The following is a 14,586-nucleotide window of genomic DNA, read 5'->3' as shown; positions in this document are numbered from 1 at the left end:
AACTCGGCCTTTGGATCGGCGAAAACGAGTCAGCCAATTTTTGGCTCAGCGTGCTCAATGAACTGAAAAATCGGGGTGTACAGGACATCCTTATTACCTGCGTTGACAATCTGAGATGGATCGTTTCGAGGAAACCTGGGGAGAAAAATATCCCCTCATTGTATGCTTTTGGCGGCAGAACCGGGACGAACTGACTACTTTCATTAATACCCGCCGGGGCTGCGAAAACTCATCTACACCACCAACATGATTGAAAGCTACCATCAGCAGCTTCGCAAAGTAACGAAGGGAAAGAGCATCTTTCCAACCGATGAATCCCTGTTGAAAATGCTGTACCTTTTCACGATGGACGTGCTAAGAAAATAGACAGGATGGGTCCAGAACTGGGGTTAGATCCTACTGCAACTAACCGTGTATTACCCTGAACGCGTCCAAGTCCGTAAAAGCAGCTTTATTTGGAGAGTTGGGCATGTTAGGCTATCTGCCGGTGCGAGGAGGCCATAAGCCAACTCGCCCTTTCGCAAGAAACACCATGCGCACAGAGGCTCCAAATCAAGCAACGGCATTACACTTTGCTAGATTTAGGTTTTAGAGTGGTACTAACATTCTATAAAGTTCGAATAATTGATCTTTATCAGTTCTTTCAGCTTCACGAAACATATCAAATTTTTATGAGGCTGATTTCATGTAACGTAATATTCAAACCGACAATATCCACTGTGCTATGTCTTCTAAAACGGTCCTGTCCACGGTTTGCGGGATATTATATTCATCCCAAATGTCTTTCAACGTACCATACACAGCTTCCATAAACATATGGTTCAAACCGGGATAGAGCTTGAACGTGGCACCCGGGTGATCTTTTAACATTTCACGGTATCGGTTGAAATCTTTTTCGACGGAAACCTGCACATCTTTATCACCCTGTATGACGAAAATCGGTTTGTTGCTTTGCGATAAATAATCTTTGATTGGATGCTGCTTCATTTCTTTAAGATACCAAGCATAGACAGAACCGAACAAAATGGTCTGTTGCGCCATCTCATCCGTCATGTCAGATATAGCATCAAACTTGTCTTGCAGTTCTTTTACCTGCTTTAAGGCTATCTCTTGTTGAGATTTTTCAAGCTGCTTTATAGAATCTTCATTCTGGTTTATGATGACTTCTTCAAGCGTTCGAGAAGTACCGGCTAAAATAAATAATCCTGCCAAGTCGCCGCCTTCGGCATCAATTCTGGGAGCAAGCATGCCGCCTTGACTGTGTCCAATCAAGAATACGCGGTTTGCATCCACGCGCAGGTCTTTTTTTAGCATATGAACAGCCATAATCGCGTCCTGAATGATCTCTTCTTCTACTGTAAGCTTGCCGCCGAGTTCTTGAATTATCTGCTTGCCATAGGTATAAGTACGCTTATCGTACCGGAGCGATGCTATCCCTTCTTTGGAAAGTCCGTCCGCAAGGTCTCGAAACAGCTTATTTGCACCAATTGTTTCGTCTTTATCCAAGGGACCGGAGCCATGTACAAATACAACTGCCGGGACTTTTTCAGTAAGAGAATCCGGCAACGTCAAAATTCCTTCCAATGGATAGGCGGCATTTGCCATTACCGTCACTTGTTCTATCATTTTTCAACCTCCTGTACGCATGCACATTTCATTTTCTCTGTTATTTTCACTATATCCTCCCTTTTTTACACAATTGTAGATTAACACATATTGGAAGTTATGTCCCGCACTAGCCTGTTTCATGACAGTCCCTCCATTTTCCATATGCCCGGAATAACACTTACCTTTATGACAGTACCTGTACTAAAAGTACATACTTACATATTTGCATTGCAATCTTTATACTCAAAAAAGAAAATAAATAAGAACTATGCAAATTATCGTTCATTCTTTGCTTTTTATGGTACGGAAAATAAGCTGGTGAAAATGTGCCTGGAACAAAAAATGAGTCGTCTACAAGCGAATTGGAAAAAAAGTGCACTAAATTATTTAAATTTTGTTGACCACCTGTAAGAGGTAGTTTTATTAGAGCTGCTATAAAAAAGAAGTATTTCCTTGTTCAGGAGATACCTCTTTTGATATAAACAGAATAGCTGCTTCTACCGCTGTACAGCCTCCAAACCTGGCGAACTGTTTTCCTCTCCCCACTCGCACATCATATTTAACAATGGAATTAGAGAAAGACCACGTTCAGATAATGAATATTCAACTTTTGGAGGGATTTGGGGAAATTCTTTGCGTATGACAAGGCCATCTGCCTCCAGCTCTTTTAACATGATGCTTTGCGTTTTAAAGGAAATGCTACCGATACATCGCTTCAGCTCATTAAACCGCATAACCTTATTTTCAGACAGCCAATACATAATGATCATTTTATATTTACCACCTATTAAGGACAACGTGTATCCAAAGCCAGTTTCTTTTAATTTCACGCCACTCGGAACACAGGTTTCGCGCACAAGTTACACTCTCCTTTTGATAGTATATAATATAAATATGCATACTTTATAATAGATCATTAAATCAGGCTTGGCCAATATTATTGCTGCTCCTAGACTAGGTCCGTCTAAAATGAGGCGTAAACAAAATAATGCAGGCCGTTCTCCATTAAGAGACGGGCTGCATTATTTCTTTCAGAGGGCTCTCCTTACCATAGCAGGTATATTAATTCACACGTCTATCGTATGGGGAGCATATCAAAGTAGATTTCCCTATAAAGGAGCAATCATCCTCAGCAGCATGTCAACTCTCGGGCGCTGGTAGCCCCCAATCTTCTGCACATTAAGCACCATCAGGCCGGAGAGTACCGATAGGTAAGACGCAATCATTTCGTCCAAGTCTCCATCCACAAGCTCCCCAACCTCCTGTCCTTCCCGGAATAATGCCTGCAGTTGCTTGACGTATTTGTCCATTGAGTAAAGCTTCATCAACTCCACTACCTTCTCAGGCACTCCATCTGATGTTCTCGCCTGATGGATTAGCAGAAAGTAGTCCGTACCACCTTCGTCTAACATGTCTAGCGTTAACGCTCTTATTTTATCAATCGGGGAGCCCGGTAATTCATAAACACTTTGTATAGCCTCATCCGAGGCAATCATTGCTCTTTCAACAAGTGTTGTGAAAAGCTCTTCTTTAGACGCAAAGTAGTGATAAAGCAGCCCATGGCTTATCCCGGCCTCAGCAGCAATCATGCTCATTTTCGTCCCAATAATCCCCCGCCTTGCAAAAACTTTAAGCGCAGCGCTCATAATTTGTTCCCTGCGTTCATCTCGAATCTGATGCTGTTGTTCTTCATTTAACGGAGACATTATGTTTTTCACTCCTAGCTTGGAATCAATTTAGTCAATACTTCTTCTAACGGCAGCTCGTATTCCTTCAGCAGGTCTGCGAGTAGTTGCTGTCCTTCCTCCGATGCCTCAAGCACCGACTTGACCATCTGTGGATTAAACAGCTCTTGAAGTGGTAATGATAACGAGTTAACGCCCCAGTACAAACCAAATAGTTTGAAATTATGGTTCGCGCTCCCCTCTTTCAGGATCAAATTCATATACCTGCTCCCAAAAGCAATTCCCTTGAGCGGTTCTGTACCAGCCTCATATTCGACACCATCCCACTGTAAATCCGCCGCACAATTTAACCACCAGGCAGGAGTTATGGCCTCTTTCTGGATCCTGCGGAGCACTTTTTGCTCAAAATGTGGTTCAGGGTTGTTCTGCCGCTCCTGCAGCAAGGTGTTCAGCAAATCCACTTCTATGGCAGCAACCGTCATCCCTTGACCAAAAATCGGGTCATAAATGCAAAATGCGTCTCCTAACACTAATAATCCGTCCGGCCAACTTTCCATTTGCTCATAATGGTGACGGTATAGTTCGGGTACGCGAAAACCCTTAGGTGTGCCGATCGGTTCGAGCTCACACAGGATTTCTGCAATCATGGGGGTAGGAAGCTGAGCGACCTCCTGCTCGAAATCTACCGCATCCGTTGGTGGATAGTGCCCACCTGGACGATAGAGCAGCATTTCAGCCACCTGATTCTCTATAAAGGAGAATACGCCCGTAAACGTTCCCTTGATCGGTTGGCCCATGATGTTGATCACATCCCATTTCTCGGTCAGGTGCTTCAAATGTACAGGTATGTTATATCTGCGGGTACTGTATCCGATAGCTGCTTTCATTCGATCAGGGCGAGGTACATCATATCCAAACTCCTTCAACCATTGCGTCAGTTTGGAGGTGCGGCCACTGGCATCCACAACAAGATCCGCCAATAAATCGTTTTTCAAGCCTGTTCCCCGCCCACGGACTTGAACTCCTGTAACAGCCTTATGATTCAGCGTTGTGTGAAGCCCAATAACATCATGCTCCGCTAGTAACCGTACATTCGGAATCTCCTTGACACGCCCACGAATTACCCACTCCAGTACAGCACGGCTGAACTTGATATCGTTCCGTTGGTAAGGTCCGGCTACCGTTCCATATTGATTCATCATATGAACGGTTTTATTTAGTGAACTTGGTGAACCAAGAGCCACCAGTTCTTCCTCATAGCCAGGAAAAAGCTGCTCTGTAATCATTTTACCACGTTGTGTGAACCTATGGGGATGAAAGCCATGCGGAGCACCATTCCGATCTGCGGGATGATCGGGAAAATCGTCCTTGTCGATAAGGGTTACCTCTTCGTAATATGAGGAAAGGACCCTTGCCGTCATTAAACCTGTGATGCTGCCACCGATCACGATGGCCTTGCCTTCTTTTTGTATATTCATCATCTGATTCGCTCCTTATTTTATTGATTGACTAATTCAGTCAATAATAGAATAGACGTTTATTTTCCGTATGTCAATAAGCAATATTCCTATTTTTAACAGGATTGATCGCCATTTAGCCATAGAGACAAGGCTTCCTCTGCAACATGAACGGAAAAGAATACAGAAGTAAGCAAGGATAGGGAAAGAAATAAAAAGCTGATTTTTTTCATCTGCATATAAGCTCCCTCTAGTGAAATAATATTTAGCCACATGGATAAGGCTTTCTCTGCAGCATGAACGGATAAGAATATAGAAGCAAGCAAGAATAGGGAAAGAAATAAAAAGTTAATTTTTTTCATCTGCATATAAGCTCCTTCTAGTGAAATGGCAAGAAGGTTGTCTCCTTTCACAAAATTCATGAGAAGTACAGAGAAGGCTTTCCTGCCCGGGGCATAGGATACTCATTTCCTATCCTACCAGCCTCGTTGAAACGGAGCCTAAACGAATAGATGAACATCAGCTTAATTTTGCTCCTGCCGTTTAGGTTCTGTTAATATGATTAAGATACTTACTGGACAGAAATTGCGTAAATCCTGCTTGCCTCACTTTATGTTGAAACACAGGGTATGTGTAGGATATGCCCTGATCTGTATGAAGGATCGCCTCTGGTTGAACGTGGTAATTTTTATTAAACACAAAAAACCGAAAGACAGGCACTTTTTCTAAAGTGACTATCTTTCGGTGTACAGCTTTACAAGAGTAAAGACGTTTTCATTTCTACCAGCGGAGATTACTGCACAGCTTTGCCTTTATGGATGCTTCCGCCTTTGTACCACTTTTCTTGAACAATTCTTTTATTTTTTTTTCGAAATTGTCTTCGTTGCCCTTCACCGCAGACTTGCTTGGTTTGAGTAAATCGACTCGGAAAGGACCGGCTTCCGCTAATATGATGTGCCGAATCAATGACGGGACGCTCTTCCAACCGTAACCTTCTATTCGATGCTGATTTACCCCATATGTATTCCGCCGTTCACATTTGTACAAGTACCTGTTAAGAACCTGCTCTCCTCACTGGCTAGAAAGGCAATCGCACCTGATACATCATCCGGCACAGCCACCCGTTGTAGAGGTGTCATGGCAGCTATTTGTTGTTTGATCGCTTCCGGCGTATAACTTGACGCATCTGTCTGGACTAGTCCAGGTGAGACCACATTCGCCGTTACACCATATGGGGCAGCTTCCAGCGCTACATATTTTGCAAACGCATTGAGCGTCGCTTTGGCGGAACCATGTGCCGCCATATAAGGTAATGCCACATCTGCTGCATTGCTGGAAATATAGATGATTCTTCCATATTTTTGAGCAATCATGCCTGGTAAAATTGTTTGCGTTAACGTAAATGCTGCCTTCATTTCATCGTTTAACTTTTGGGTAAATTCCCCCCATTGCATCTCCATCAGCGGCTTCATCACGAAGGACATGTGTGCGTTGCTCACCAGGATATCGATGCTTCCTAATGTCGTCTGGATGTGTTTCACAACTTTCTCCACCTGTTCAGGGTCACGCACATCCGCCCTTGCCAGCTCAGCCTCCCCGCCCGCATTACGAATCCGATCCACGAGCGTCTGAGCAATATCTACATTCTGAATATAATTAACTGCAACCTTCGCACCCTGTTGAGCCAGCAGCAGCGCCGCCGCCGCCCCAATTCCTCGGGCCCCTCCCGATATAAAAGCTACTTTTCCAAGTAAATTCATCATTATTTTCCCTCCAATTTTAGTATCGCGTACTTCCTTATAAAATGGTCTTACATGTCATTCAATTTATCATGACGGTTTTCATCCAGTAATTATACGAAAGTATAGTTTTTGGCTGAGCTTTGGAATAAGCACCAACAAAGAACCCGTGAATTCTGTGGCTGCCAATATGTAGATCGATTCAGAGACAGAGCGCCTCTTACCACAGTGATCCAGGTATAGCAGCAAGCTTCTGTCCCCACGTTATGGGGGATGTCATTCGTAAATATACAAGAAAAAGCCGAGCACACAGCCGGCTTTCATTGTTTTTATTAATGATGGGGGCGTTGTAAAGCCTACTAAAAGGTTATTGTCGAGTCCTCTACGTTACCGATTTTCTGGCAATTTGTTGGAATCGCCAACTTAGACTTTGTATTGCTTCGCAAATTGGAGGAGATGGAGGGGAGATTCGTGGATAATGCTAATTTCTTTCACCTGGACGATATTTCCATCATATCCGCTGAATACTTATATGATCATTTCCGATTCAACAAAAAACTATTGATCAAAATTGGAATGGACAGGATCGCTCGGCAAAGCGTTGGGTTAAGGATTAGAATGATAGTCCAGTCCTCATTGTGATACTTCTTGACTTATCTTATCCTTTAAGCAATTGGCCATTGAACAAAATGTTCAGCGTTCGAATAAACAGAACGATGAGAACAAGACTAACCAATGCCAGAATGACCGCGGCGATAGCAATTAACAGCCAGGAATGCACGAACATCGCATACTTCAAAGCGGCATTGCTAAGCGCAGCCATCGGAAAGCTTACAGCCCACCAAGAAGCACCGAACGGTACTGACTTATTGAAGACTTTAAAGAGCAGGACGATGAATAAAAATAAGCCAATGTAAAACAAGATAGCTGCGAACTGATCAATTCGTTGCATGATATTCGTATAGCCAAGAAAGCCAACCTCAAACGGTGCAATCATGATGATCAAGGAAGGCGTTAATCCAGCAGGAAGTGGAGCCTGATGAATTAATCTGGATACGATCAAAATTCGGTGTTGGTAGACTCGGCATCGGCGTTTAAATCGCCCACATAATCGAACGTTTTTTTATTTTTGATTTCTACCACGTTTTGCTCATTCTTCATCGTATCTTCACGACCGCGAACCCGGTATCCGCCCGTCAACGCTTTACCGTAATACCGGATGACGGGTTCAGCATCATACGTATATTCGCTTGTAGCCATTGTCGGATATGTAACGCGATTTAATAAAGCGTACGGATACGTCGCATTTCTCCACGTCGGATCCTTGATTTGATAAGCATACGTCGTCTGGCGATTGTTCGCATCCTTGACGCCCGTTAAGATCTTTTTCTTCGACATGTACGATTCATCATTTTCATACACATAGCGGTTTTCCGTTGTGTATGTAACGGTTTTAGTGCCCTGTGTGAGCACAATGCTATTCTCATTGTACGTAATCACGATCTCGCTGCCTGCCGACCCGGTGGTTTTGGAAAGCAGCCCATTCCCACCATATGTAAAAGAGATCGTGTTTTGGTAAGCGTCCAAGATTTTAGTCAGTTGATGGTTGGCATTGAACAAGTACTGGGTGCCATCTAACAAATGTAACGTGAGGGTGATAAGCCCATAACTTTCGTCTCTCTCCGTAAAATAAAGAGATCCCTCACAAAAAGGCAAGGGATCTCTTTAAATCAACTAAATAGTAATCGTCAAAAAGTCCTCATGACATGCGACAGGCGCTTGTGGGACTACTTGACGCATACTTCTATTTTATAAATCCGAAGAAGTAGCTCTTGTTACATTGAAGTAAGAAGATTCAATAATTTTAATTAGGATGAGTTTGATCTTTTACTCATCTTGCATAATTAGCATCATTTGCATTACTAATCATAAGAGACACGCCGAATTTCTCAGTATAACCTGTAGAATATCTTAATCCATTTAGGATTATTGATTTATTCATTTTTTTAACATTACCATCCAATATACCCAGTTCTTCCATTAAAGCACTTATTTCTTTAGAAGACAAGGTTACATTCGTAGCTCTAATGAGTACTTGAAAGGCTGTAGCCAACGCTTTAGTTGCATCTTTGCTCCCGTCTTCCTTCCCTGCTATTGCCAGGCTTTGCAGGTTGCCGTCATCCTTGTTTATCAAGCCTATAATACCCAGTTCATCTTTCAGCATGTAAGAGAATGCATTCACGGCGTTGCCTTCTTCAACATTTATGGAGTCAATATTAAAGACGGGCTGAAACTTACCCGCGATATGATTAAAGACGACTTGGAATTGTTCAGGATACATTCCCAGTGATTCTGGTAGATTACTGTTCTTTTGCTTCGCTTTTTTCTTGGCTTCAGTTTCTGATTTCAGCTTAGCTTGGGATTTCTCGGCACTAGTACTCTTGGTGGCGGTATCCAATTCAGCTTTGCCTGAAGCAATAGCTGGGGCGACAGAAGCAACAATGTTAGAGTCTGTACTGGATTCTGGGGATTCGATTATTAATACGATGAACAATATGAATAAAGATCCCGTAAGAATAAAGTATTTTGTATGTAAACTATTCTTTTGGAAAGTTGAGACAATACTCCCTATTAAGCAAGCTAGAAATGCCATAAAGCTCATAAAAATCATAAAAGTCCACATGAATAAGCAACCCCAAATTTGATCCATCGGCTGAAGAATTTGCTCGAAATCTGTCATTTCTGATTATACCAAATATTGGTGCTGAGAACTATGCTTTACAGAAAATCAAGGTAGTGGTCCCTTCACAAATAAATCCACACCGGCGTCTCCTCCGTTTCATTCGCTTTGTAGCACGTAATAAAATAAAGCCACCTCAAAGTAAAACTAAGAGGTAGCCGCATCTTCAAGAGATTGCTATAGAAATGTGTTGTTCCCCGAACCGAACATATAAGCGTTATTAACCCGCTGACGATATAGATGCCCATCTTTCCAGCTCATTCGTGCAAATGAGTACTGACGGATAGCGGAGCATAGCCTGCATATCCTCCTCCCGGTCCACCGGATAAGGGATAAAGATTATATTTTCCTCTTCACAGCGTTGAATCAGTTCAGGGGTGACATAGTCCAAATTAATCGACAAATATCGGGCATTCAGCTCTTTTAGGAGCGGAAATAAGGCCGGACTGGCACTATGATTGATCAACCCAATTTCAGCCTTAGGCTCCAACTGTCTTAGCTTCACCATGGAATAGTGATCGAAGGATGAAAAAAACACCTGATCCAACATCCTCATCTCTTTTACCATAGTCAATGCCTTTTCTTCTAATCCAGGATACAGATTTCCCATCTGTTTTAGTTCAATGTCAATGATTAGTTGATCTCTCAGCAAAGTCAAAGCCTCTTCCAGAATAGGAATTTGCTCGGTACCCCCTATCCGCAGTTCCTTGAGCTCGGCCAAGGTCAAATCCTTTACCTGCCCTTTCCCGTTCGTCATGCGGTCCACTGATGTATCGTGATTATCACGGGGACGCCATCCTTGCTAAGCTGAACATCCAGCTCCAGATATGAATAAGAGAGCTTCACTGCCTCCTGAAAAGAAATCAACGTATTTTCAGGATAACGGCCAGGGCAGCCTCTGTGTGCGATACCTTTTACTTTCATTATGCATCCCTCCGTACAATCGTTGAATTGAATACAAATCGTTCCATTGCTTCCACTACGCCTTCACCATAGCTTTTGCTGCACACATAGGAAGCCTTCTTTTTAAGCTCGGGGTGACTGTTGGCTACAGCTACGCCAATTCCGGAGCTTTCAAGCATATCCAGATCATTCATTTGGTTGCCGATACTCATGACCTCCCGCGGTTCTAAATTCATCAAGGCCATCAGTTTTTTCAGAGTCGTACCCTTGCTTTGAAAGGGCGGTAGAATTTCAAATAAATCATCCTCAGACTGTGTAGTGACGTATTGCTTGCGAAAGCTGCTTTGTTTCGTTTGCCAGATTTCCTTTATCTGCTTCACATCTCCGACCATAACGACCTTCTGGACAGGAGTGGTAAGCCAATCGTCAGCAAACGCATGTATTAAAGAACTGCGAACTTCCTCTTTTTGTTCAAATAATTCCAATTGCGGCGAACGCCGGATCGCATGAAGTCCATCCTCTCGAAACAGCATTACAGTCGCCCCGAGCTGGTCACATTCCAATAAAAAAGATGAAGTCTCTTCCAGGGTAATCATCTCCATCTCTAATACACGATCCTGATTGGCCAGCACACCTCCATTGCATAAAATAAAAGGAATATCAATATTCAGCTGTTTGATTATACTTTCGGTGCTTGGACCGAAACGGCCGGTAGCGATTGTAAACAGCCCCCTGGCTAATCGAAATCGATTGATGGCATCTTTTAACCGTGTCAGTTAATCTGTTGTCCTCAGACAGCAGCGTTCCGTCCAAATCACTGACTATCATGCGAATTCCACTCATAGATAACTACCCTTCCTTCTAAGCCTGAACCTATATTTTTCATTGCCAGCCACACCCCTGTTCCTTCACCCTACTTCTCTTGACGAATGGACCGTACGAATAAAATGAACTGCATTCGGTTGACCATTGGTTAATAACGAGTGAGTAACCGCTCCTAATCCTGACTCTGTAGTTATCCCATTCAATAACAAGCCCGGTGTAGTTCCAGTAGCGGCAAATATACATTCGTCGGACGCAACCATATCTCTTAGTGTCAGCACTCGATTCGGATCGCTAAGTCCCATGCCGACACAACGCTCATGCTCAAAAGTTGTAGCCGGGAGCAGCCTCGCTTGCATTTCACCGCCAAGGCATTGAATAGCAACCGCGGAAATAACGCCTTCCGGTGCTCCCCCGATTCCATAGAACAAATCGATCCCGCTGCTTTCGATTGCCGCAGCAATCGCGCAGGTTACATCACCGTCGTCAAACAGCCGAACTCTCGCTCCTGTTGCACGAACCGCTTCAATCGCCTGCTGATGCCGTTCGCGATATTGGATCATTACGGTCATATGCTCCATGCGTTTTCCCAAGGCTCGGGCCGTATGGATGACATTGTCCACAAGTGGAGCTTCCAAGTCGATGAACCCGGCAGCCGTTCGGCCAGACAATAGAAGGAGAAAACGTTCTGCTAAGTAAACCGACGGACCCATGGGAAATGCAGGGTGGTATGGCGATTAACGAGGACCAACTCGTGGAGAGTATCAGTGCTACGGTTGGTTTGAATAACTACCTTGACCGTAAACCGTCCACCTTATCCGGCGGACAATGCCAGCGTGTCGCATTGGCACGTGCCATGGTCAAGAAGCCTACCGTGTTTTTGATGGATGAGCCATTGTCTAATCTGGATGCCAAGCTCAGAGGGCAGATGCGCATTGAATTGATCGAGCTGCACAAGAAATTAGGTACCACCTTCGTAAATGGTTGTTCCTATGGTTTCGGTATCATCTCCTGGGCCCCCATTAGTCAAGGTGTAGACAATATCGAACATTCTTAGGGAATCCATTATCCGAATCGAAACCACCAAAGCCAGAAAGTTTCTAATCAATGGGAGTGTTATGCCGAAGAAAGTCCTGATCCGGTTTGCTCCGTCAATGAGTGCAGATTCATACAATTCCTTTGGTACCGTTTTCAAAGCGGCTAAAAAGATAAGCATACAAAATGGAGTAGAGCCCCATAGCTCCACAAGAATAATCGCGAATCTCGCATTATCGGTATCGGCTGTCCAATTTACTTTGTTATAACCCAACATCATTAGTATGTTATTTAGAATACCATAAACTGGTGAGAACATCAGCTTCCATATCGTTGCAGAGACAACGTGTGCCAGCATCATAGGCAAAATGAAAGCGGTTTTAAATAAATTGGAAGTGCGTTCCATCAACGAACTATTCAATAGAAGTGCCAAGGACATTCCAAGGATGACATTTAAAGCTACAACCATGATCGAAAAACTCAACGTCCATGCAATAGACCCTAAGAACGTTTTATTGGTCAACATATACATGTAGTTGTTAAGCCCATTGAATTTGATTGTAGTAGCCGGCATGGATAAGTTGTAGCTCAAAAAACTTAAATACAATGAGTAAAGAATTGGGAATATAGATAAAACAATGATAAAAATCATGGATGGGCCAATAAATACGTAGGGAGCTGTTACCGCAGAAAGACTTCGCACTTTTTTAGTGGTAATCATTGTGTAATGCCTCCTTTTCTTTATACCATGTTATAGATGTGTGTTTATTATACTTAGGTTATTTTCAAATTTATATATTAAATTTAGTATATAAAACTAGACTTCTTTATTTTAATTTCGTTGATTAGGGGGAGTCTCTCTTCCGTGAAACAGTGAAAAAAACGGCTCTGTTCGCATTGTTTGCGAAAGAGCCGTTTGCGATTTTCTTCGGATTTTACGAGCTTCACGCATTACTTTTTATACTGCGCTTTGTAGCCCTCGTTATAAATTTGAAGATAACGTTTCAAATTCATACCATCCAATGTTTGTATATACTTATCCCACTCCTTATCAATGGATGCATCTCCAATGATGAAGCGGGTAGTCATTTCCTTCACGTAATCCTTGATCGTTTTTTGCAAATCACTGAGCTCTGAGGATTGTGCGTCATCGAAGAACACCGGAGGTACACTTTGCTCCTGCTTCGTTTTGTAAGGCTCGTAGTTCTTTTGTGTCTCCTCGTACAAAACACGGGGCACCTCATTCGGCCCAGCAGCAAGCCCTTCAAACATTTCCCGCGAGAAATGGTAAGATGTTGTTTGCGCCCAGTTGTTATTCTGCAGCGTACCGGAAGCCAGCAGCCGCACCCAATTGGCCGGTTTGCCATTCAGACCGAGCTCATCAGTTGTTGGCTTCCGCCAGCCAATTCCCTCCGTTCCGATATTTCCACTCATACTGATATCATAGTTATACAGCGCATCTGCCCAACGAAACGCAACCTCCGGATTTTTGGACGCATTCGTAATTAACAGATTGCCCCCATTGACAGAATAATAACGATATGGGGTCTGCTGCAAGCCGTCCGGGCCCTTAAGCGGGGGAACGGTTTTATAATCCAGCCACCGCTTGCCGGTAATATTAGAGAATACCTGCGGGATGAAGGAGGATATGACACCGACCCTTGCATCACCATTTTCCACGAGCGATTTCATTTGATCATTATTTTGCGTAAAAGATTCCGGGGCTATCAATCCTTGGGCGTATAGCTTATTTAAATATTGCAGACCTTTCTTAAAGCCCGGCTTATTGAAATTAACTTCTATACTGCCTTTATCATCGAAAATTAGCTGGTCTGCATTCAAATCATTCAAAATAAACGAGTTCATTAAGAAGCTGTCCAATCCAGTCAGCTTCTCCTGGACCCCTCCAATCATAGGAATTTCGTCCGCTTTTCCATTACCGTTTGGATCTTTTTCCTTAAATGCTTTTAGCACCTTTTCGAACTCATCCGTCGTTGTTGGCATGTCCAGATTCAGCTTCTTTAACCACTCGGTATTAATCCACATTTTTTGTTGAAGCATCGTATGCGGGTTACGGTCGATACTGCTGAGTGAATATATATTGCCGTTGGGAGCAGTCGTCGCTTGCTTGATTTCCGGGTACTTTTCCAGAGTTTTTTTCGTTTCCACACCATACTTATCGATCAAATTGTTCAGTGCGATGAACAAGCCTTGCTGCCCGTAAACCATTTGTTGGGCGGGAGAAACGCCGAAGCCAATGATCATATCCGGCAAATCATTGGTGGCCAGCACCAGATTCAGCTTTTCCTGACGATCCTGCGGAGTCGCAAATTGCCATTCGATCTTGACGTTCGTCTTCTCCTCATACCATTTCGTAAACTCATTGGTACTATAATCCTGCACACTCGGATTTTTTACAGCAAGTACTTTAAGTGTTATTTTATCCTTGACCAATGGAAAAGTGCCTGCCTCTGTGCTTGGTCCCTCGGCTACTGCGGGCAGGTCTTTCTTCGTAGCTCCTTGCTCTTTGCCATCGCTGCAGCCTGCTGCCAGCAGCAACGCTGCCATTGTTATTGTAGTCCATTTATTCATAGTAA

15 protein-coding genes and 3 pseudogenes are annotated in these 14,586 nt (G+C 43.4%); 3 read left to right on the top strand and 15 right to left on the bottom strand.

The features are described 5' to 3' along the window. Positions 1-2: 2 nt before the first annotated feature. Positions 3-393, top strand: a pseudogene (locus LRL21_RS47040) (transposase); the annotation flags it as partial. 306 nt (positions 394-699) lie between these two features. On the opposite strand, the gene LRL21_RS37095 reads toward LRL21_RS47040, so the two are convergent. The 6 genes from LRL21_RS37095 to LRL21_RS37070 all read right to left on the bottom strand — a co-directional run bounded on the left by LRL21_RS37095 (position 700) and on the right by LRL21_RS37070 (position 6,513). Further along, positions 700-1,626 (bottom strand): alpha/beta hydrolase family protein, encoded by a 927-nt coding sequence (locus LRL21_RS37095; RefSeq protein WP_240420838.1) that lies wholly within the window; start codon positions 1,624-1,626, stop codon positions 700-702. Between the two features lie 479 nt (positions 1,627-2,105). After that, entirely contained in the window at positions 2,106-2,465 is a 360-nt protein-coding gene (locus LRL21_RS37090; protein WP_240420837.1) for a winged helix-turn-helix transcriptional regulator, read from the bottom strand. Positions 2,466-2,717: 252 nt separating this feature from the next. Continuing rightward, on the bottom strand, positions 2,718-3,314 hold the full coding sequence (locus LRL21_RS37085; RefSeq protein WP_240420836.1) for a TetR/AcrR family transcriptional regulator: 597 nt from the start codon (positions 3,312-3,314) through the stop codon (positions 2,718-2,720). 14 nt (positions 3,315-3,328) lie between these two features. Continuing rightward, positions 3,329-4,774 (bottom strand): FAD-dependent oxidoreductase, encoded by a 1,446-nt coding sequence (locus LRL21_RS37080; RefSeq protein WP_240420835.1) that lies wholly within the window; start codon positions 4,772-4,774, stop codon positions 3,329-3,331. A gap of 92 nt (positions 4,775-4,866) precedes the next feature. Further along, the gene (locus tag LRL21_RS37075) at positions 4,867-5,112 is read right to left on the bottom strand and encodes a hypothetical protein (RefSeq protein WP_240420834.1); all 246 of its coding nucleotides are present in this window, start codon (positions 5,110-5,112) and stop codon (positions 4,867-4,869) included. 648 nt (positions 5,113-5,760) lie between these two features. After that, a complete protein-coding gene (locus LRL21_RS37070; RefSeq protein WP_240420833.1) occupies positions 5,761-6,513 on the bottom strand; it encodes an SDR family oxidoreductase in 753 nt (250 codons plus the stop codon). 345 nt (positions 6,514-6,858) lie between these two features. On the opposite strand from LRL21_RS37070, the gene LRL21_RS37065 reads away from it, so the two are divergent. Beyond that, positions 6,859-7,131 carry a VWA domain-containing protein gene (locus tag LRL21_RS37065; RefSeq protein WP_338044733.1) on the top strand — a complete coding sequence of 91 codons (273 nt, stop codon included), beginning with the start codon at positions 6,859-6,861 and terminating at the stop codon, positions 7,129-7,131. 16 nt (positions 7,132-7,147) lie between these two features. Here the strand turns inward: LRL21_RS37065 and LRL21_RS37060 are convergent, their stop codons facing one another. The 7 genes and pseudogenes from LRL21_RS37060 to LRL21_RS37030 form a co-directional block, all read right to left on the bottom strand. Beyond that, complete coding sequence (locus LRL21_RS37060; RefSeq protein ID WP_240420832.1) at positions 7,148-7,552, bottom strand: SLAC1 family transporter; 405 nt, start codon at positions 7,550-7,552, stop codon at positions 7,148-7,150. After that, positions 7,549-8,130 carry a hypothetical protein gene (locus LRL21_RS37055; protein ID WP_240420831.1) on the bottom strand — a complete coding sequence of 194 codons (582 nt, stop codon included), beginning with the start codon at positions 8,128-8,130 and terminating at the stop codon, positions 7,549-7,551. The genes LRL21_RS37060 and LRL21_RS37055 overlap by 4 nt, the downstream gene beginning before the upstream one ends. Positions 8,131-8,380: 250 nt before the next feature. Further along, positions 8,381-9,229: a hypothetical protein gene (locus tag LRL21_RS37050; protein WP_240420830.1), complete on the bottom strand. Its 849-nt coding sequence runs from the start codon at positions 9,227-9,229 to the stop codon at positions 8,381-8,383. A gap of 220 nt (positions 9,230-9,449) precedes the next feature. Continuing rightward, a pseudogene (locus tag LRL21_RS37045) lies at positions 9,450-10,153 on the bottom strand (glycerophosphodiester phosphodiesterase). Next, on the bottom strand, positions 10,153-10,851 hold the full coding sequence (locus LRL21_RS37040; protein WP_240420876.1) for an HAD hydrolase family protein: 699 nt from the start codon (positions 10,849-10,851) through the stop codon (positions 10,153-10,155). Before LRL21_RS37040 ends, LRL21_RS37045 begins: the two are co-directional and overlap by 1 nt. After that, positions 10,793-10,975 carry a hypothetical protein gene (locus tag LRL21_RS37035; protein WP_240420829.1) on the bottom strand — a complete coding sequence of 61 codons (183 nt, stop codon included), beginning with the start codon at positions 10,973-10,975 and terminating at the stop codon, positions 10,793-10,795. The genes LRL21_RS37040 and LRL21_RS37035 overlap by 59 nt, the downstream gene beginning before the upstream one ends. Before the next feature lie 65 nt (positions 10,976-11,040). Further along, complete coding sequence (locus LRL21_RS37030; RefSeq protein ID WP_240420828.1) at positions 11,041-11,625, bottom strand: fructose-bisphosphatase class II; 585 nt, start codon at positions 11,623-11,625, stop codon at positions 11,041-11,043. 47 nt (positions 11,626-11,672) lie between these two features. Here LRL21_RS37030 and LRL21_RS37025 point away from each other — a divergent pair. After that, positions 11,673-11,933: pseudogene (locus LRL21_RS37025) on the top strand (ATP-binding cassette domain-containing protein); the annotation flags it as partial. On the opposite strand, the gene LRL21_RS47035 reads toward LRL21_RS37025, so the two are convergent. Both LRL21_RS47035 and LRL21_RS37020 read right to left on the bottom strand, forming a co-directional pair. Then, entirely contained in the window at positions 11,916-12,395 is a 480-nt protein-coding gene (locus tag LRL21_RS47035; RefSeq protein ID WP_420832534.1) for a carbohydrate ABC transporter permease, read from the bottom strand. The pseudogene LRL21_RS37025 and the gene LRL21_RS47035 sit on opposite strands and share 18 nt — an antisense overlap. Positions 12,396-12,940: 545 nt before the next feature. Then, positions 12,941-14,581 carry an ABC transporter substrate-binding protein gene (locus LRL21_RS37020; RefSeq protein WP_240420827.1) on the bottom strand — a complete coding sequence of 547 codons (1,641 nt, stop codon included), beginning with the start codon at positions 14,579-14,581 and terminating at the stop codon, positions 12,941-12,943. Between the last annotated feature and the right edge of the window lie 5 nt (positions 14,582-14,586).

The sequence above is a fragment of the Paenibacillus periandrae genome, from assembly GCF_022458865.1.
GTDB lineage: Bacteria > Bacillota > Bacilli > Paenibacillales > NBRC-103111 > Paenibacillus_S > Paenibacillus_S periandrae.
This window is presented reverse-complemented; position numbering and strand designations above follow the sequence as displayed.